Annotated in this window: 14 protein-coding genes and 1 tRNA gene; 9 read left to right on the top strand and 6 right to left on the bottom strand. The window is 40.4% G+C overall.

Annotated elements, in window-relative coordinates; all coding sequences use genetic code 11:
* Positions 1 to 2 precede the first annotated feature (2 nt).
* Positions 3 to 1,709, top strand: coding sequence for a phytoene desaturase family protein (locus BFP75_RS16425; protein WP_240531817.1), 1,707 nt, complete (start codon positions 3 to 5; stop codon positions 1,707 to 1,709).
* Here the strand turns inward: BFP75_RS16425 and BFP75_RS16420 are convergent.
* On the bottom strand, positions 1,706 to 2,578 hold the full coding sequence (locus tag BFP75_RS16420; RefSeq protein ID WP_099546439.1) for a phytanoyl-CoA dioxygenase family protein: 873 nt from the start codon (positions 2,576 to 2,578) through the stop codon (positions 1,706 to 1,708). The genes BFP75_RS16425 and BFP75_RS16420 overlap by 4 nt on opposite strands.
* 104 nt (positions 2,579 to 2,682) lie before the next feature.
* On the opposite strand from BFP75_RS16420, the gene BFP75_RS16415 reads away from it, so the two are divergent.
* On the top strand, positions 2,683 to 2,958 hold the full coding sequence (locus BFP75_RS16415) for a hypothetical protein (RefSeq protein ID WP_240531816.1): 276 nt from the start codon (positions 2,683 to 2,685) through the stop codon (positions 2,956 to 2,958).
* 179 nt (positions 2,959 to 3,137) lie between these two features.
* The gene (locus tag BFP75_RS16410; RefSeq protein ID WP_099546452.1) at positions 3,138 to 4,697 is read left to right on the top strand and encodes a M28 family peptidase; all 1,560 of its coding nucleotides are present in this window, start codon (positions 3,138 to 3,140) and stop codon (positions 4,695 to 4,697) included.
* A gap of 213 nt (positions 4,698 to 4,910) precedes the next feature.
* On the opposite strand, the gene BFP75_RS16405 is transcribed toward BFP75_RS16410, so the two are convergent.
* A tRNA-His gene (locus BFP75_RS16405) sits at positions 4,911 to 4,987 on the bottom strand.
* A gap of 340 nt (positions 4,988 to 5,327) precedes the next feature.
* On the opposite strand from BFP75_RS16405, the gene BFP75_RS16400 reads away from it, so the two are divergent.
* Positions 5,328 to 7,292 carry a tetratricopeptide repeat-containing sensor histidine kinase gene (locus BFP75_RS16400; protein WP_099546438.1) on the top strand — a complete coding sequence of 655 codons (1,965 nt, stop codon included), beginning with the start codon at positions 5,328 to 5,330 and terminating at the stop codon, positions 7,290 to 7,292.
* 204 nt (positions 7,293 to 7,496) lie between these two features.
* On the top strand, positions 7,497 to 9,578 hold the full coding sequence (locus BFP75_RS16395; RefSeq protein WP_240531815.1) for an ATP-binding protein: 2,082 nt from the start codon (positions 7,497 to 7,499) through the stop codon (positions 9,576 to 9,578).
* Here BFP75_RS16395 and bshB1 read toward each other — a convergent pair.
* Together bshB1 and BFP75_RS16385 are read right to left on the bottom strand one after the other, a co-directional pair.
* Complete coding sequence (gene bshB1 / locus BFP75_RS16390) at positions 9,575 to 10,291, bottom strand: bacillithiol biosynthesis deacetylase BshB1 (protein WP_099546437.1); 717 nt, start codon at positions 10,289 to 10,291, stop codon at positions 9,575 to 9,577. The genes BFP75_RS16395 and bshB1 overlap by 4 nt on opposite strands.
* A 27-nt stretch (positions 10,292 to 10,318) precedes the next feature.
* The gene (locus BFP75_RS16385) at positions 10,319 to 11,491 is read right to left on the bottom strand and encodes a trans-sulfuration enzyme family protein (protein ID WP_099546450.1); all 1,173 of its coding nucleotides are present in this window, start codon (positions 11,489 to 11,491) and stop codon (positions 10,319 to 10,321) included.
* A gap of 207 nt (positions 11,492 to 11,698) precedes the next feature.
* Here BFP75_RS16385 and BFP75_RS16380 point away from each other — a divergent pair, with 207 nt between their 5' ends.
* Positions 11,699 to 12,988: a M14 family metallopeptidase gene (locus tag BFP75_RS16380; RefSeq protein ID WP_099546436.1), complete on the top strand. Its 1,290-nt coding sequence runs from the start codon at positions 11,699 to 11,701 to the stop codon at positions 12,986 to 12,988.
* Positions 12,989 to 13,149: 161 nt separating this feature from the next.
* On the opposite strand, the gene BFP75_RS22755 is transcribed toward BFP75_RS16380, so the two are convergent.
* Positions 13,150 to 13,251, bottom strand: coding sequence for an NmrA family NAD(P)-binding protein (locus tag BFP75_RS22755; protein WP_123803497.1), 102 nt, complete (start codon positions 13,249 to 13,251; stop codon positions 13,150 to 13,152).
* A gap of 10 nt (positions 13,252 to 13,261) precedes the next feature.
* Positions 13,262 to 16,447: a cytochrome c biogenesis protein CcsA gene (gene ccsA, locus BFP75_RS16375; RefSeq protein ID WP_099546435.1), complete on the bottom strand. Its 3,186-nt coding sequence runs from the start codon at positions 16,445 to 16,447 to the stop codon at positions 13,262 to 13,264.
* 137 nt (positions 16,448 to 16,584) lie between these two features.
* On the opposite strand from ccsA, the gene BFP75_RS16370 reads away from it, so the two are divergent.
* The 3 genes from BFP75_RS16370 to BFP75_RS16360 are packed head-to-tail and all read left to right on the top strand — an operon-like array spanning position 16,585 to position 18,453.
* Positions 16,585 to 17,352 (top strand): Rossmann-like and DUF2520 domain-containing protein, encoded by a 768-nt coding sequence (locus tag BFP75_RS16370; RefSeq protein ID WP_099546449.1) that lies wholly within the window; start codon positions 16,585 to 16,587, stop codon positions 17,350 to 17,352.
* Positions 17,336 to 17,863 (top strand): KdsC family phosphatase, encoded by a 528-nt coding sequence (locus BFP75_RS16365; RefSeq protein ID WP_099546434.1) that lies wholly within the window; start codon positions 17,336 to 17,338, stop codon positions 17,861 to 17,863. Before BFP75_RS16370 ends, BFP75_RS16365 begins: the two co-directional genes overlap by 17 nt.
* A gap of 2 nt (positions 17,864 to 17,865) precedes the next feature.
* Positions 17,866 to 18,453, top strand: a complete 588-nt coding sequence (locus BFP75_RS16360; protein WP_099546433.1) for a Maf family protein — start codon at positions 17,866 to 17,868, stop codon at positions 18,451 to 18,453.
* The last annotated feature ends 13 nt before the right edge of the window (positions 18,454 to 18,466 follow it).

Genomic DNA, 18,466 nt, shown 5'->3' with positions numbered 1-18,466 from the left:
TATTGATAAAAAGAGATACACAAAAGGATATTTCTAGCCAATCGTGGGACAGCATCGTAATAGGTTCTGGTGCTGGAGGTCTTACAACCGCTCTGTGCCTAGCCAGAGCGGGTCAAAAAGTGCTCTTGTTGGAACAACACGATGTTCCCGGAGGGTGGTGCCATAGTTTTTATTTAGAGGGCCATAGATTTACCCCTGGCGTCCATTATATTGGATTGGTAGGTAAAGGTGAATCTACCAGCAATCTCTACAAAGGTTTGGGTATTGCCAACGATTTGGTTTTTTTTAGGATGAATCCAAAGGCGTATGAACATGTACGCATTGGGAATCACCGATTTGATTTTCCCGATAATCCCGAAGAACTTGTAAACCGATTGATTGACAGATTTCCTAAAGAAAAAAAAGGAATCAAAAAATATCTGAAACTAATTCGTCTTGCCAGCGAGGAGCTGTACTCCCTGCCCTATATCAAAGGTTTCTGGAAAAAATTGACGCTCCCATATAGGACCAGACATTTTGGTAAATATGGATTATTCAGTCTTAAAAGGGTCATCGGTTGGCATATCAAAGACCCCTTATTGAAGAATATCCTTAACATCCAATGCGGCGACCACGGGGTGCAACCAAAAAAAGCGGCCTTTATTCTCCATGCCGCTTTAATGTACCACTATTTTAGGGGCGGCTATTACCCCATGGGTGGCGGCGGGGCCTTGGTAAAATCCATGACCAATAAATTCAAGGAATATGGCGGCGAACTCAAAACTTCCACATCGGTTAAAAAAATACTGATAGAAGGCGAAAAAACAAAAAAGGCCACCGGCGTCGAATTACAGGACGGTAGGCAAATTTTCGCCAGGCATATCGTTTCAAATGCCGATGTTGGTATCACGTATAATCAGCTTATAGGAAGGCAGCATCTTAGTCAGAAACTCAGAAAAAAACTGGAAAAAACCAGGTACTCGTGCACATCGCTCATGTTGTTTTTGACAGTGGATATGGACGTACGAAAAGCCGGGTTGGACTCCGGAAATGTTTGGGTGTTTCCCGATACCGATATGGACGAATATTACGACGGCATCTTGAAATCTGATCTTAAAAAAGTAGATTTCTTTGAGGCCCTGTTCGTAAGCTGCACAACCTTGAAGGATCCTACAAGCTTTGATGGAAAGCACCACTGTTTAGAGGTAATCACATTTATAGATTACAAGACTTTTGAGCCTTTTACGGATGAAGGCGAAAGACGTTCTGAAAAATATCTACGGTTTAAGGAGGAACTTACCCAAAAAATGATTTTGGGCGTGGAAAAAGTAGTCCCAAATATATCCGAAAACATCGTACACCAAGACCTGGGAACACCAATTACCAATGAATATTATATCAATACTACGAGGGGCAATGTCTACGGTACCGAAAAAAGTTTAAAACACATAGGTCCGTTTGCCTATAAATCCAAAAGCGAAATAGAAAACCTTTATTTGTGCGGTGCCAGTATTTTGTCGCACGGTGTTGCGGGAGCGAGTCACTCCGGGGTGAACACGGCCGCTATTATCTTGGGATGCCATGCCGACGCTCTAAAAGAACCACAGGAAGGTCAGGAATTACTCATCTTGGAGGCCGAAGACCATCCCAACAACTACCCTGAGGCCATACAGAACAAAATAAGGCTACGACAAAAGAGAGGCCAAAACCACCTGAAAAGCTTGGCCTAACCAAAAAGCAACGGGAAAAATTTTCCTTCCATCTTCCGGCCTTTGGAAATTGGCGGGACGCCTTTCAAAAGTTCATCATTAGTATTACTAACAGTACCATCCGCAAAAACATTCAGCACAAAGGCCCTGCGGGGCCTCACCGATTTATTTTCATAGGAACCATGCACCATTAAGGGGTGATGAAACGTGGCATACCCTTTTTTTAAGGGAATGGGTACGGGATTAAATTCCTTCCGTTGATCTTTGGTTAGATAATCCAAAAGTCCCTCCATATTCCCGGCAAGTTCCGGGGCATCCAACAATCCCCAATTGTGGCTTTTTGGAACATAATACAAGCAACCGTTTTCTTCGGTAGCATCGTCCAGCCCAGTCCAACAGGTTAAATGTTGCATGGCTATGGTGCGGGTCCAGTAGGAATAATCCTGATGCCAAGCCACTACCCCACCGTGTCTTGCCGGCTTATAAAAAAGTTGATCGTGCCAAAAACGAACGGCCCTATTGCCCAACAATTGATATGCCGCCATTACAAATGCGGGATTCCATAGGACATCATGAAAACCTTCCGTAATCCTCCAATGCCCAAGCGAATGGAACAATATGGAATCCTGGTCCTTGGATTCGTTGCTGTGAAATTCATAAAACAGAGAGTGTGCGGGATGTTTGGGGTCCATAAGTTCATCCAGTTCCCTTCGCAATTGCCCTATCTGCATTTCGTCCAAAAGCTTGATTCCGGAGACGTACCCAAATTCCTTGTAATGTTCCAATTGGTCTTCCGTCAATTTATATTCCTCCCATCCATCCGCTGTTTTGGGGAAATTAAAAAGTTCTGAAACGAGCGAATGACGCTCTGCCAAATCCCTAATTTGCATTGGTCAAAATTAAATGTGTTTACCTCTAAAGATACTGAATTCTATTTTCTATATTGAAATGGAAAACCAACAAGTAAGAAGAATATATTTTTTACCATTCTGGTATGCCTTTCCGTGTCCTGTACGGAGCATTGAACGATGCGGAGGATATTGCCCAAATCAAAAGGATTTTAAACGACCAACAAAAAAGTTGGTCCCATGGAGATATTGAAGGCTTTTTGTCCGGATATTGGAAAAGTGACTCCCTGAAATTCTACAGTGGCGCCAAACTTCTCAATAGTTGGCAAAATACCTTGGACAACTATCATCTGCGTTATCCCTCCAAATCGCATACGGGGAAATTGCAATTTAAAATCGCCGATTTTTCCAAAATACATTAGGATGCTTACTGGGTCATGGAGGAATACCATTTAGCGCGGGAGGTTGGGGATACAAAGGGAACCTTCCTTATTATTTTTAAAAGCATTGATGGGGTATGGAAAATTGTGGCGGATTCATCCTGTTGAATATTCCGTATATCCTACTTTTCCTTATTTTTGACAAATTTGACAAACGAAACATGAAAAAACTCATTTGGATGGTAGCAGGGCTATTTCTAGCCTGTAACTCCTCCCAAAAAACGGTAACCAAGGAAGCGGATGCCAATGCACCTGTTGACCCAAAGGTATATGCTGAAACCATTACCGAAGCCGAATTAAAAGAACATCTATATGTTTATGCCTCCGATGAATTTGAAGGCCGCGAAACGGGTCAACCCGGACAGAAAAAGGCCATTGCCTATTTAAAAGCGGAATACGAGACCTTGGGAATCCCACCTGCCAAGTCCAATGGGGACTATTTTCAGAAAGTACCCATTGAAATAAGCAACATCCCGGTTGGCAAATTACGTGTGGACAAATCTGATTTTCCTTTGGGGGAACATGTACTTACATTTTCCAAAGCCCAATCGGTAAACAATGAAATCGTTTATGTGGGATATGGTATCGAGAATGAAAATTATTCGGATTACCAAGGTATGGGCATTGCCGGCAAATTGGTTTTAATGAAAACCGGGGAACCTATGAATGCCAATGGCACGTATATCATTTCCGGTTCATCGGACAAATCCATTTGGAGCAATATGTCCGAATCCCTTGGAAAACGTCTCCAATTGGCAGAGGACAAAGGCGCATTGGGCGTTTTGTATTACGACCAGGAAAACTTTCCTAGGTTTAAAAGCAGGTTCGACTATATGCGAAACAACAGCAATGGGCGGATGAGCTTAAAAAATGGGGAAGCCGATAGTTTTTCAAGTCTGTTTATCGATGGCACTTTGGCAAGGGAACTATTACCAACCATTGAATCGGACCACACACCTAAGAAAATAGAGGCTCGAGTAACTTTAGACTTTGAAAGTTCCAATGAGGAGGTCGATTCCGAAAATGTGGCTGCGTTCATTCAAGGCAAAGATAAACCCAATGAATATATCATCATTTCTTCCCATTTGGACCATATAGGAATTACCCCTGAGGGAGAAATCAACAATGGCGCGGACGACGATGGTTCTGGAACCGTGGCCCTTCTGGAAATAGCGGAAGCATTCAAAAAAGCAAAAGATGCCGGAAACGGACCAAGAAGATCCATAGTATTCCTACATGTAACCGGCGAGGAAAAGGGACTTCTTGGGTCTGAATATTACACTGATTTTGATCCCATATTTCCCTTGGCAAATACAGTGACAAATTTGAACATAGATATGGTTGGACGAATTGACCCGAAGCGGGATGGGGACAGAAATTATATCTACCTTATTGGTTCCGATAAATTAAGTACCGAGCTTCATGAGCTTTCTGAAGAAGTCAATTCAAAATACACCCAACTGGAACTGGATTATACCTATAATGATGAAAATGACCCCAATCGTTTTTATTACAGGAGTGATCACTACAATTTTGCGAAAAACAACATACCTATCATATTTTATTTCAATGGCACGCATGACGATTATCATAGGCCCGGCGACACCCCAGATAAAATTAACTATGATCTATTGGAGAACAGAACAAGACTGATTTTTTACACGGCATGGGAATTGGCGAACAGGGCGAATCCCGTAATTGTGGATAAAGCAGCGGACTGAAAGCATGAAAAACGTTCATTAATTAGGCCGATCAAAGTATCGGCTTTTTTTATTTAAAACGGGTTTCCTAGGTTTTTGGTGCTCATTGGTTGATAGATTGGATAACCGATAGGAAATCCGGCGATTATGGGCTCGGTAATGGCTTACCGCCCTCTACTATGAAAAAGAAAAAAGCCCCAAACAAAAGATGTAAGGGGCTAAATTTAGTTGCTTTGGGGTGGAAGACCGGGTTCGAACCGGCGACCTCTGGAACCACAATCCAGCGCTCTAACCAGCTGAGCTACAACCACCATTTGTAAGCGGTGGCAAAGGTAATTTTTTTTCTTCTACTATTCAAAAGAAAATACCCATAAATGAATGGGTAAAAATGGTAAAATTCAAAAGAAAGAATTAATTTAGAATTTTAGTGAGCTATATGTTTTTAAACAAAAGCTCCGTAGGCCCAAATCCTATTGGAAAACCTATATGGCCTAATATTCGTGCCTAGAAGATTTCAAGAATGGAAGGGTTAATTATGGCCGTTGAAAGTCCACACAACCATGAAACCTTTATCAATAGTCCTAAAAATATTGACATTGATTGAGCGATTAAAAATATTTTAACTTAACCGAATCGGTTGAATATTTTGGAATGAGTAACTCGAAAACATTTTTAATTACCCTACTTTTTGTTTTGATTTCCTTAGGCATTTGTGCACAACAATCAACTTCCATACTTAAGGACACTGTTTATATTTTGGAGCTCAACAAACGAGCGGAAGAACTGCGCTACAGAAAACCGGATTCAATCCAAATAATCGCCTCGCAGGCATTGGAGCTAAGCAAGGAAATCAATTACGAAAGAGGCATTCTATATGCTACATACAATCTAGCGAGCCATGAACTATATCAAGGAAACAGTATAAAATCCCTGGAAATAAACGCAACGATCACGAACCATCCCAACCTGACCAAGTATCCGGATTTGGGCATTAAAATATACAATGATATTGCCCAAGCCCACTTCATACAATCAGCACATCCAAAGGCCTTTGAAAATTTTTTGATGGCGAATTATTTGGCGGAAAAAACCCAAAATAATACAGAGTTGGTCCGTATAAACAATAACTTGGGAACCATGTTCCTCCTATTGGGGGATTTTGATGAATCAATGTTTTATTATGATACCGCTAGGCAATTTATTGACCAAGAAACACCCAACCATATCCATGGTATCATCCTCTCCAACCTTGGTTATCTGAATATGAGAAAAAATGATTTGGAAAAGGCCAAAGAATATTTACGCCAGGGTCTTGAACTTGCAAGAAAAACTAACTTTTCAACAATCATTGCTTTTAATTATCTGACCATGGGCGAAGTATATGTTCTAGGTAAGGAGTATCATACAGCACTCGAATTCTATGGAAAGGCTGAAAAGGAATATCAATCCAACGGGGATAAAAAAGGGATATCTGATTTATATTTTGGACTCGCTACAGTTCATTTTTCACTTGGAAATTACCAGGTTTCAAAAGAATTTGTACTTAAAAGTATGGATTTCTATAAGTCCTTCAAATTAAGGACAGGTTTGGAAAAGTGTTCCCGCCTTCTTTATAAAATAGCAAAGTATGAAGGTGATTTTGATAGCTCCTTAAAATATTTGGAAAGTGCGGAGGCTTACTCGGACTCCATTTCCAGGGAACAAAATAAGACCAACATTGCCATGCTCAAGGCAAAACTGACCTTTGAAGAGGAAAGAAACAAACTTGAAGAAAAAAATCTGGCCACTATAAACAAGCAGAAAAAGTATATAGGTTGGTCTTTGGCCTCACTTGTATTGGCCATCATCATTATTTTTCTAATTCAGAAGTCGAGTAAAAAAAGGAAAAAACTCAATACAATCCTTGCTGAAAACCAGCAACAATTACATCAGACCAATCGAACCAAGGATAAATTATTTTCCATTGTGGGACATGACCTAAGGGGCCCGATAATTTCTTTGAAGGGACTACTCGATATTTCCTTAAATGAAGAAAATGGTGAAAGTCAGTTTAAAAAATTTGGACCTAAATTACAGAAGGATCTCGAACATATTCATTTTACTTTGGACAACCTTTTGAATTGGGGCCAAACACAAATGAAAGGTTCAAGAATGGAACCAATGAATGTTTTTATAAAGAAGGAAATTGATCAAATCACCCAACTTTTTAATGATAATTTAAAAAGCAAAAATATCACACTATCCAACTCACTGAATAAAGATCTTTGTGTACTAATGGATTTGAACCATTTCAAAATCGTATTTAGAAACCTGATAAGCAATGCCATAAAATTTACCCATGAAGGTGGAAAAATAACCATTGAAGGTGAAATTTTTGAAGATCATTTAATCATCCAGGTAAAGGACAGCGGCGTTGGCATTAGCCCTGGCGATATTAAAAAGATCTGGGACTATAAAGAGCATTTATCGACCTTTGGAACTAATGCAGAAAAAGGAACCGGACTGGGTTTAATGCTTTGCAAGGAAATGGTCGAAAAAAATAAAGGGACCATCAAGGTAGAAAGTGTTATTGATGAAGGCACCACATTCCATATTACTTTACCTTGCTGTAAATAAATACATCTTCAGAGACATTCTTTTTTATGTCTTCCGACACCAAATATATTACGTATATAGTTAATTTACCTTGATTAAGTAATTCATTTTATCGATGTATTACATAAATAATAGACAAAACACACAAAAATCGGTAGTTCACAACAATTTTTGAGCCATGTCGTGAAGGCGTAGTATATTCACGCTTTGTATGAGCAAATTCCGGTGATTTATATATTAAAAGCCTTTAAAAACCAAATTCCGAAAGCCTCCCATAGAATAGGAGTTCTTTTAATATTCCTTTTATCGGTAAACGTAGGGTTAGCACAACTATCCTATAGAGATTCCCTACAAATTGAGATTTCAAAATTTCAACACTCCACCAAGGAGAATACGGAATACATAGATTTAATGCTTGAGTTAGGGCTTGAGCAACGCTATTTCAATCTGGATAGTCTTAAACTGTTATCCGATGAAGGGCTAAAATTAAGTGAGAAAATAAACTATGCCAACGGAATGGCAAATGCTTATTTAGGCTTGGGCACCTTTTATTCGGATAAGGGAAAATATGACGAATCCCTGAACAACCTTCAAAAAGCTTTGGAAATTAGTATCAAGGAACAGGACGATACCTTGAGATTAACCATTCTTAGCAACATAGGCACACAATATGACTACAAAGGCGATTATGATCTTGCCCTTAGGGAATTTTTAAAGTGCATGGAGTTAGCGGAAGATTTGGATGATCAAAAAATGCTTTCAGTTATCAATGAGAATATTGCAAATCTATATGTCACCCAAAAGGATTTTGACGAAGGCATGTTCTATTATGAAAAAGTCAAGAAAATCAACGAAAAAATTGGAGACCCGGTAATCATTGCCGAAACCATGAGCAATATGGCTTCTACCTATGCCGATATGGGCAAATTGGAACTGGCCATGTTTACTATAAATAGTGCTATTAAGACTTTTGAAGAAAACAGGATTACGGATTGGTTGGCATATGCCTATCAAGTGAAAGGAAAAGTATACTTAAAACAACAAAAAAATAAATGGGCTCTATACTGGTATGCACAGAGTGAACTTCTGCACGGGCAATTAGATGATCTAAGGGAAGAAATACAACTTTTAACAGGTATTGCGGAAGCCCAACTAAACCTCGGGAACGACAGCATTTCCAAAATATATGCCCAACAGGCATATGACTTCTCTAAAAAAATAGACGTTATTTCCGGTATTGAGGAAGGTGCCAAACTCTTATATAAAATAAACAAGAACAATGGGGACTATAAAAAAGCCCTTGAGTTCCACGAAATATTCAAAGAAGTTTCCGGTAAGATTTCAAGGAAAGAAAGTCAGAAGGGACTTACCATGCTCAAAACCAAAATAGACTATGAAAGGCAGAAGGAACAGTTGATAGAGGAAAATGAGAAAGCCCTGGCCAAGCAGAAAAACTATGTATATACTACCTTGATTATCCTTGTAATTTTTCTTTTTATAACCCTACTGGTAAAACGAAATGCGAAAATTCAAAAGAAGTTGAACAAGGCACTTATTCGCAAGCAGGAAGATTTGGAAAGAAAGGAAAAATATTTGCATGATGTCAACCAGACAAAAAACAAACTATTTTCCATTATTGGACACGACCTTCGGGGGCCCATAGGTGCCTTCCAAGGGCTCATCAAATTATTTAAGGAAGGTGAGATGTCCAAAGAAGAGTTTATTGGTTTTGTTCCAAAATTGAAATCGGATATTGACAATATAGCGTTTACCCTTAACAATTTACTTTCTTGGGGCCAGACCCAAATGAACGGTGCCATGACCAAACCTGGTGTAACTTCAATCGAAAGCATAGTAAATGAGAACATCGCGCTTCTATCGGAGGTCGCAAATAACAAATCCATTAAACTAATTAATCGCATTGAATCTCAAACACTTACCTGGTGCGATAGTGACCAAATAGATATCGTAATCAGGAATTTGATGAGCAATGCCATTAAATTCACACCTGATAATGGGATAGTCACCATTGGAGCGGTAGAAAAAACGAAACAATGGGAGATTTATGTTCGGGATAACGGTGTAGGGATGAACGAGGAGACACTGTCCAAAATCTTTAAGCAATCCGGCACCCATTCTACCTATGGTACAAATGATGAAAAAGGAACCGGTCTAGGTCTTTCGCTCTGCAAGGAAATGGTTGAAAAAAACCACGGAATCATCTGGGTGGACAGTGCAATCAACAAAGGATCTAGTTTTTATTTTACCATTCCCAAAGCCCAAAAAGAATACAAAAAAACGGCCTAGATCAAGGAATCCAAAGAATCAACGGCCAGCATTCTTTCAACTGTAAATCCTTCTGCATAATCAACACCTATCAACCTACCTAGGTCTTGCGCCCTATATCGAACGCTTTGAATAAAGGTTTTGCTGCTTATGGGAGTTTCTGGTTCCTTGCTGTTTGGATCATGAAATTGCGAGGAATAGGCCAAAATAGCATCTGTTTTTTTTTCCATAAATTCACTGATATCCACAACAAAATCAGGAGTCAAGTTTTTCCATTGAATGTAGTGATAAACCAATTTTGGACGCCATTTTTCTTGTTGTTTGCCATCCAATTTGGTCGCTATCTTGACAAGTCCGCTCAAAAAACATGCATGACTGACCAATTCACTTCCTTTGGCATGGTCAATATGACGATCGTTTACGGCATTGCATAATACAATATTGGGTTGGTACTTCCGTATCGTTTTTATGACTTCCAATTGATGTTTTTCATCGTTCACAAAAAAACCATCCCTAAAACCCAAGTTTTCCCGTATAGCGACCCCTAAAATATTTTTGGAATTCTCAGCCTCCTTGTCCCTGATTTCCGCAGAACCCCTTGTACCCAGTTCTCCCCTAGTCAAATCTATAATACCTATTTTTTTTCCTAGGGCTATTTCTTTGGCCATGGTTCCTCCAGCACCCAATTCCGCATCGTCTGGATGTGCCCCAAATACCAATATATCTAATTTCATTAAAAGGATTTTATAGTTGTTCAGAGATTATACGTTTGCGCTAATCCCTTTTTTTATTATTTTCAAGGCACTTTCAATATCGGTTATCAAATCTTCCACTTCCTCGATACCTACTGAAAAACGAATCAATCCGTCCTTTATGCCTTGTTCGTCCCGAACCTCTGGACTCATTAAGGCATGACTCGTTTTCGTAGGGGACAACACCGTGCTCTCTACCCCTGCAAGACTCATTGAGGATTTAATCAATTGTAAGGATTTTTGAAATAGGGAAGCATCCAAATAGGGCTTCAACTCAAAAGAGAGCATTCCCCCAAAACCGTTCATCTGTCGCTTGGCAAGTTCATGGTCCTTATGGGAAGGCAAGCCTGGATAATAAACGGCATCAATATCCTTATGGGTTTCCAGATATTTGGCCATTTGTAGGGCATTCTCGTTTTGGGCCCTTACTCTTAGTGCCATGGTCTTGATACTTCGCTCCAATAACCAAACGGTATAAACACTTAGGCTACCGCCCAAGTTTTTGGCCAAATGGAATATTCTGTTAATGTGTTCCTGAGTGGAAGCAACGGCACCGGCACAAATATCTGAATGTCCTCCCATGTATTTGGTGGCGCTATGGATGACCACATCGATACCAAAGTCGATAGGGTTCTGGTTTACCGGACTTGCAAAGGTATTATCAATCATAGAAACTATGCCATGCTTTTTAGCGACCGATGCCACTCCTTCGATATCGGTTATAGTCAATAAAGGGTTTGACGGCGTTTCAATGTAGATGACCTTGGTATTTTTCTGAATTTTTTCCTCAAAATCCTTCGGTTCCCAGCCATGGGTGAAGGAATAGGCTATACCATATTTGTCAAACTCCTCGGTTACCAAGTTGTAGGTTCCACCGTAAAGTGTTTGTTGTAAAACCACGTGGTCCCCTGCCCTAAGGAATGCCAACAAGGCCGTACTCACCGCTGCCATGCCACTTCCAAAAATCAATGCTGATTCCGCATGTTCCAACGCGGCAATTTTCTTACAGAGCCCTTCTTGGTTGGGGGTGTTAAAATATCGGGGATATCGTTTTACGTCCACATCGTCAAAAGCGTATGAAGTGCTCATATACAATGGGGAAACCGCACCCTTATGTACAGTATCCTCCAATTCGCCCACATGGGTACAAATTGTGTTTAGTCCTTTTCCCTTTTTGTTCATTGCCATAAATTATATAAAATGCTAAAGTTACGAAATGAACCTGAATCTAAATCGCTACAGTTTATTCTCCTGCTCAAGATCAAAACTACTCCCCGCAACACTTCAAGCTAAAATAGGTTGTCATAGCTTGGTACGGTTTTTTTAAAATACCTTTCAACTAAGAATAAAATCATCTATTTTTACATTTATTCTCAACGTCTAGCCACTATGAAATATAAAATACTTCATCTTATTCTTTTAGGATGCATTATAACAGCCTGTAAAAATACCTTGAGCACTGTTCCGGAAAAATCACCAACAGGGTATCAAGGTCAAGGTGCCAGTCCAATTGTACCTACCGTAAACAAACCGGTTCAAAAACAATGGAAAGGCATTTGGTCCATGGGTGACCAAACCTACTTTTCGAACGATTTTGATGGTGCCCGATTGAACGGCGTTGCCGAAGATGGCAATGACCATTATACCATTTGGATTACGGCGGAAAACACCCCAATTAATGTGAGCCCATGGTATTCCTTTAAAGTGTGGACCGATAAACCTAGGCAGATTACTATTAAATTATCCTATCAGGATTCCAGGAGTAGGTACTATCCCAAAATTAGTGACGATGGAAAGCATTTTAAGGCCTTGGACAGTGTTAAATTCAAGGTTATAAATCCGGGTGAAGGAGCTTTTGGCATCAAAGCGGCCCCCGAATTTGCCGAAATTACCATCGATATAGGAAATGAACCCGTCTGGATTTCTGCCCAGGAATTATATACGTCCAAAAGGGTACGGGAATGGGTAGATTCCCTTTCGGTCAAATCTTTTGTTTCAAACTATGAGATTGGAAGAACCCATGAAAATAGGTCCATGCAACTTATGGAAATAAAAGAATACCCAAATACAAAAAAGGCCTTAATGATTATTTCCAGACAGCATCCTCCAGAAGTTACTGGATTCTTAGTCATGAAATCCTTTATGGAAACAATTTCAGGTGATACGGAACAAGCCAAGAATTTCAGGAAAAAATATGATGTCTTTGCCGTACCCCTAATGAACCCGGATGGCGTGGACAATGGACATTGGCGACATAATATGGGCGGAATCGATTTGAATCGCGATTGGGAGAATTTCAACCAGCCAGAAACGAAAAGTGTTCGTGACTTTTTAAACAAAAAAGGCGATGAAGGTTATGAATTTGTCTTTGGGGCCGATTTCCATTCCACATGGGACGATATCTATTATCCCATTGATAGTACGGTCATAGGGCAAAAGGGTAAAATCGTGTACGACTGGATCGAAAGTATTTCACGCCGACTCCCACAAAAAAGAACGAACATCGCTCCATCCGATAAAATTAGGCCCACCATGGTTTCCAGAAACTATTTTTACGTACACCATGGCATGCCGGCCATTGTTTTTGAATTGGGGGATAACACTCCAAGAAATTTTTTAAGGGAAAAAGGCAAAGTAGCGGCGGAAGAAATTATGCGACTGTTGTTGGAGCAGGATTAGTTGTTGGTTGTTCCCTTCGACTACGCTCAGGGCAGGGGTTGTTAGCAGTTAGGAGTTTGGAGTTTGGAGTTAGTGAAAAATATTAACTTTTGCTCAAAAACATATCAGTATTTTGGGATTTGGGATTTGATATTTGGAACTTATATTTTTACTTCTATCCTTTAGTAAATATTTTTAGCTCGAACTTTGAAACCCCACTCCAAGGCGAATTGTAATACCCAGTTTCCTGTTCTTCCAGTAGCACCGAGTACTAATAAGTTCATTTAAAAGATTTTAACTTTTTGAATAATTTACCTTGTACCTCCAATAACTTAATCCTCCCAAAGCAAGAACCCCGGCCACGGTATACCATACAAAAGTTGGCGTAATTACCTGTGCCCCACTTGCATAACTGTGGAGTCCAACCAAATAAAAGTTCACTCCAAAATAGGTCATCATAATACTTCCAAAGGCAACTACACTCATAAAGTTGAAGGTCCATCTTCCTCGAAGGCCAGGTACCAACCGAGTATGTATTACAAAGGCGTATACCATGATGGAAATCAAGGCCCACGTTTCCTTGGGATCCCATCCCCAATAGCGGCCCCAACTTTCATTCGCCCATTGTCCCCCCAAAAAGTTTCCAATGGTCAGCATGATCAAACCTACCGTTAATGAAATCTCATTGATAATGGTAAGTTCCTTCAGATTGATTTCCATGCGTTCTTTATTCTTCTTGTTTGTCAATAAAATCAATATCAGGGAAACCATACCCAAGATCATTCCCACTGTTAAAGGCCCATAGCTGCCAACAATTACGGCCACGTGTATCATTAACCAATAGCTATCCAATACAGGAACCAAATTGGCAATGGAAGGATCGACCCAACTTTGGTGGGCAATCCATAATAACATGGAGGTTACAAATGCGGAAGCCGCAATGGTCATGTCACTTTTTCTTCCAAACAGCAACCCCATGCCCATAGTTGCCCAAGAGACGTACAAAATACTTTCATAGGCATCGCTCCACGGGGCATGTCCAGAGATATACCACCTCAAAATCAGACCTGCCGTATGCCATAAAAAAAACAAATAAATGATCCCCTTGAAAAAGTAAATCCCGATTCTCCAAATAGAGCGATCCTTAAAGATTTGAAATATGAGGATGAAAAAGAACAGGACCCCTACCAGGGCATAGTACTGATAAAGTCTATTGAAAATATTGAGCTTATTATATATAACTTCGGTATTGATTTTGCGTTCGGTAGGCAAGACCTCGCTACCATTATTAACCTGATTTTGCTTAAATGCTGCCAAAAGTCGGTCTGCTTCGGAATAATCCCCAGTTTGTTGAGCCTTGCTTAACGTCATTAAGTAATAAGGCATGGCATTCTTAACAAAATTGGCATAAAGGGAATCCTGGATCTGAATCTGCCCCCCACGATATTCCACGGCGGAAATCCATTTGTTGTTTTCATCGTTCAACAAGGGAAAAATTTTCACAATATCTTGGCCCAAGGCCTGATTCAAAAGGCTCAACCGGATATTGGCATCCTTAAAATCCTGTTGAAATTTGTTGGGATTGTTAGTAGCCGTTGCCTCCCTTAAGAACGGCTCCAATTTATAATTACCTTCTTTATTGAAAAAATCCGTAGCCTTTACATATTTCTGACCCAAGGGCACACCAATAATGTTCCGTATACTATCATTTTGGGCTTTTTTGTCCAAAGCAATGAATTCCGCATTGTACCAAACAGCCGGGTTCATGATCATGGAAAGAAAAATCTGATCGGAACTAAACCCTAGATACGTATCCTTTAAGCTCAATTTCCTAAGAAGTTCCGAGGAAAAGGTATTGATCGGCTTCATCCTTCCGCCTTCATCCTGAATGACCAATTTCCCGAATTTATCCGCATGCTCTTTTGCAACGATGGAAGAATTAATGAGCGAATCTATTTGCTGCTGGGTAGGTGCCTGGGTATGATCATGACCATCATCTACCGTGTGTTCCTGGGCTCGCAAAGTAGTTGAAAGTCCAATGATCAACACAAGGGAAGTAAGTATTTTTTTCTTTTTATTCTTTAATTTTTCCAAAGATTCGGCCAAGTCCTTGAAGCGGGTCTTGCCAAAAAACATAATCCCCATTAAACCAATGTACAATAAAAAATAACCTACATAGGTAATCCAGGTACCCCAAAAGTCATGGTTAACGGATAGTCCCGTCCCCTTCTCATCGGGATCAAAACTGGCTTGAAAAAATCGGTATCCCTGATGATCTAAAACGTGGTTCATATATATGTCATAATCAAAAGGTCGCTCATCCTTAATGGTCACCTTACTCATAAACGAAGCATAGGCATTTTCAGTGCCGGGATGTTTTTCGGCAATGAAATCGTTCAATTGTATGGCAAAAGGCAGCTCATAGATTTTGGAACCATATCGCAAGGCAAAGTCCAAGCCTCCTACGGAATATTTATCACCAAACTGTGTATTGCCTTTTCTGCCCAAGACTTTTATTTCCTTACTTTCTCCGTTGCTGGAAACCGAAAGCACCAAGGCGTCCTGGTCAAATTCCATTTTTTCCGCTTCGGGTATTTCAACAATGCCAAAGGTACCCTGCACCAAGGAATCAGGGATTACAAATTGCATATTGGCCATATTGTAGAGCGAACGCAATTGTAATTTTTGTATACTGTCCTGGACCAATTGTCCTTGAAACTGGTCCGCCATACGCATAAAACTTCCTTGAAACGGAGAGGATATGCGGTATTCGGGGCCATCGGTAAAAATATTGATAGCACCTTCGGTCTCATTGTTCAAGGAAAACAAAACACCGTGGATGCTCATGACCTTTCCGTTCTCCAAAAAATGTTCATGACGTTGTCCATCGCCCGCTTCCACAATTTTAAGGAAAGTATTTCCGGAGGTACCTGGTATCAACCCTTCCTTGGCTCCTTCTATAAAATCCACATAGGAAATGGTAAATTCCTGACCGTTAAAATCCCCGGTCCAAGGCAGGTTGGATTTTATCGCTTCTGGGGTTACAATCAAATCGTCCTCCAAGGTTTTTCTGCGTGGTTCCCCATTTATGTCCCCCTCCACGAATGCCGTTAAATAGGTCTTATCGGAAAAAAATACATTTTCAGTGGCTCCTTCCCTAATAGGCATCATGCCCTCATAGCTTATATATCGGGTCACAAAAGCACCTATGATGATGAGAATCCAGGACAGATGCAGCACCAAAACGGGCCACTTTTCCTTTCTTAATAGTCGGTACCTTGAAATATTGCCGATGAAATTAATGACAAAAAAGACCATGATGACCTCGAACCACGTGGCGTTGTATATCCAGATTCGGGCAGTTTCCGTACTATACCAACTTTCGATGAACGTACCAAACGCCATAGCTACGGCAAATACAATAAACAATATGGACATTAAACGGGTGGAAAAGAAAATTTTCCTTAACAGATCTGTCATGTAGAAAGAAAATGGTTATCAGCTTGCAAAAATACGTCCTTTTACACTTAAATTAAAGAATGCAAATCGATAATAGTGTAAGGGAAATGTTAATTTTATCCAGGAATCCTCCAAGCAATTCTTCGTATTTTCGTCAAATGATTTCTATTGTCATTTTAGGTACGGGCAATGTGGCCCAAAATTTAGCCGAATCCTTTCATGGCATTCCCGAAATAGATCTTGTTGGCATCATAGGACGAACGGATGCATCCTTGCAAACTCTTGAGGATAAACATAGAGTTTCCACGGATTGGACAAACTTGCCCCAAGCTGACGTATACATAATAGCCGTAAAGGATGATGCCATAGGCGAGGTGTCCAATAAATTGAATGTAAACGGATTGGTGGTACATACTTCGGGCAGTGTTGCTTTAGATGTTCTGTCCAATCATACAAAAAGAGGCGTATTCTATCCCCTACAGACGTTTACGGCAGGGAAAATCCTGGATTTTAAATCGATTCCCCTATGCCTGGAAGCAAATGATGATGAAAACAAGCAACTTTTAGGGACCCTAGCGGAAAAAATAAGTGCCAACGTTCATTTCATAGATTCCGAAAAAAGAAAAATCCTGCATTTGGCGGCTGTTTTTGTAAATAACTTTACAAATTATATGTATACGATCGGAAGTGAAATTTGCGGGGAACATCAATTGAATTTTTCAATGTTGTATCCCTTGATCGAAGAAACCGCGGCCAAGATTGAGAGCATGTCGCCCCAAGAGGCCCAAACGGGTCCGGCCAAACGCAACGATTTAAAGACCTTACACGCACACCTCAGGTTATTACAGAATGAAAAACACAAGACCATATATACATTATTGAGCAATGCGATAAAAGCGGCAAACGAACATGAAGAAAAGCTATAAGGAATATTTAAAGGATATTACCACATTCATTTTTGATGTTGACGGAGTTTTAACTGACGGTAGCGTTCTAGTAACTACGGATGGGGAAATGCTGCGAAAAATGAGCGTGAAGGATGGGTACGCCTTAAAAGTTGCCATCGACAAGGGTTATACTATTTGCATAATTACGGGAGGTACCAACGAGGGCGTCAAAAAACGCTTACAGGGTTTGGGGATTACCGATTTTTACATGGGTTCCCATCATAAGATAGATGCGCTGGAAGAGTATCTGGACATCTATGGCATCGACCCAAAAAATGTACTTTACATGGGCGATGACATTCCGGACATTCCTCCAATGAAGAGGGTAGGTGTCGCTTCGTGCCCACAAAATGCCGTACCCGAAGTTAGGGCCATATGTGATTATATTTCCCATATCAATGGTGGTCACGGTTGTGCCAGGGACGTTATTGAACAGGTATTAAAGGTCCGTGGGGACTGGATGGAAAATTTTAGCGCCGCCAACGATTGAAAATGCTACTTGAAAAACTCAAAGACCATACATTGATATTGGCCTCAGGATCTCCCAGAAGAAAACAATTCTTCGAGGAGCTGGGCCTGCCTTTTGAAATTCGACTGAAACCTGTGGAGGAAGTCTACCCCAAGCACCTTAGGGGTGCCGAAATATCCGACTATCTTTCAAAATTAAAGGCATCCCCCTTTCATGGTACACTGAATCCAAAGGAAATTTTGATAACTTCCGATACCGTAGTATGGCATAACGATACCTCGTTGGCCAAAGCGGCCAATGCAAGGGAAGCACATGAAATGATATCGAAGCTATCGGGGGATTGGCATGAAGTCATTACATCGGTTTGTTTTAGCACCATCGGCCGACAAATAATTAAAAATAGCATTACCAAGGTAAAGTTCAAGAACTTGACCGATGCTGAAATCGATTATTACATCACGCATTTTGCCCCCTATGATAAGGCCGGTGCCTATGGCATCCAAGAATGGATCGGCCTTATTGGCATCGTCGAAATCCAAGGATCCTACACCAATGTAGTGGGCTTACCTACCCAATTGGTCTATGAAACACTTTTGGACATGGTTGGCTAGTGGATTTTGATTA

This window comes from Maribacter sp. 4G9 (assembly GCF_002742265.1).
In the GTDB taxonomy this organism is placed as follows: Bacteria; Bacteroidota; Bacteroidia; order Flavobacteriales; family Flavobacteriaceae; genus Maribacter.
Note: the sequence above shows the minus strand (reverse complement) of the source record. Positions and strands in the feature narration are given on the sequence as shown.

Excerpts from the sequence above, each read along its gene's own strand:
- BFP75_RS16365 (WP_099546434.1), top strand. The coding sequence starts at position 17,336 with ATGAAGAAAAGCTATAAGGAATATTTAAAGGATATTACCACATTCATT.
- BFP75_RS16380 (WP_099546436.1), top strand. The coding sequence starts at position 11,699 with ATGAAATATAAAATACTTCATCTTATTCTTTTAGGATGCATTATAACA.
- ccsA (WP_099546435.1), bottom strand. The coding sequence starts at position 16,447 with ATGACAGATCTGTTAAGGAAAATTTTCTTTTCCACCCGTTTAATGTCC.
- BFP75_RS16370 (WP_099546449.1), top strand. The coding sequence starts at position 16,585 with ATGATTTCTATTGTCATTTTAGGTACGGGCAATGTGGCCCAAAATTTA.
- BFP75_RS16385 (WP_099546450.1), bottom strand. The coding sequence starts at position 11,491 with ATGAACAAAAAGGGAAAAGGACTAAACACAATTTGTACCCATGTGGGC.
- bshB1 (WP_099546437.1), bottom strand. The coding sequence starts at position 10,291 with ATGAAATTAGATATATTGGTATTTGGGGCACATCCAGACGATGCGGAA.
- BFP75_RS16360 (WP_099546433.1), top strand. The coding sequence starts at position 17,866 with ATGCTACTTGAAAAACTCAAAGACCATACATTGATATTGGCCTCAGGA.
- BFP75_RS16415 (WP_240531816.1), top strand. The coding sequence starts at position 2,683 with ATGCCTTTCCGTGTCCTGTACGGAGCATTGAACGATGCGGAGGATATT.
- BFP75_RS16420 (WP_099546439.1), bottom strand. The coding sequence starts at position 2,578 with ATGCAAATTAGGGATTTGGCAGAGCGTCATTCGCTCGTTTCAGAACTT.
- BFP75_RS16400 (WP_099546438.1), top strand. The coding sequence starts at position 5,328 with ATGAGTAACTCGAAAACATTTTTAATTACCCTACTTTTTGTTTTGATT.
- BFP75_RS16410 (WP_099546452.1), top strand. The coding sequence starts at position 3,138 with ATGAAAAAACTCATTTGGATGGTAGCAGGGCTATTTCTAGCCTGTAAC.
- BFP75_RS22755 (WP_123803497.1), bottom strand. The coding sequence starts at position 13,251 with ATGAACTTATTAGTACTCGGTGCTACTGGAAGAACAGGAAACTGGGTA.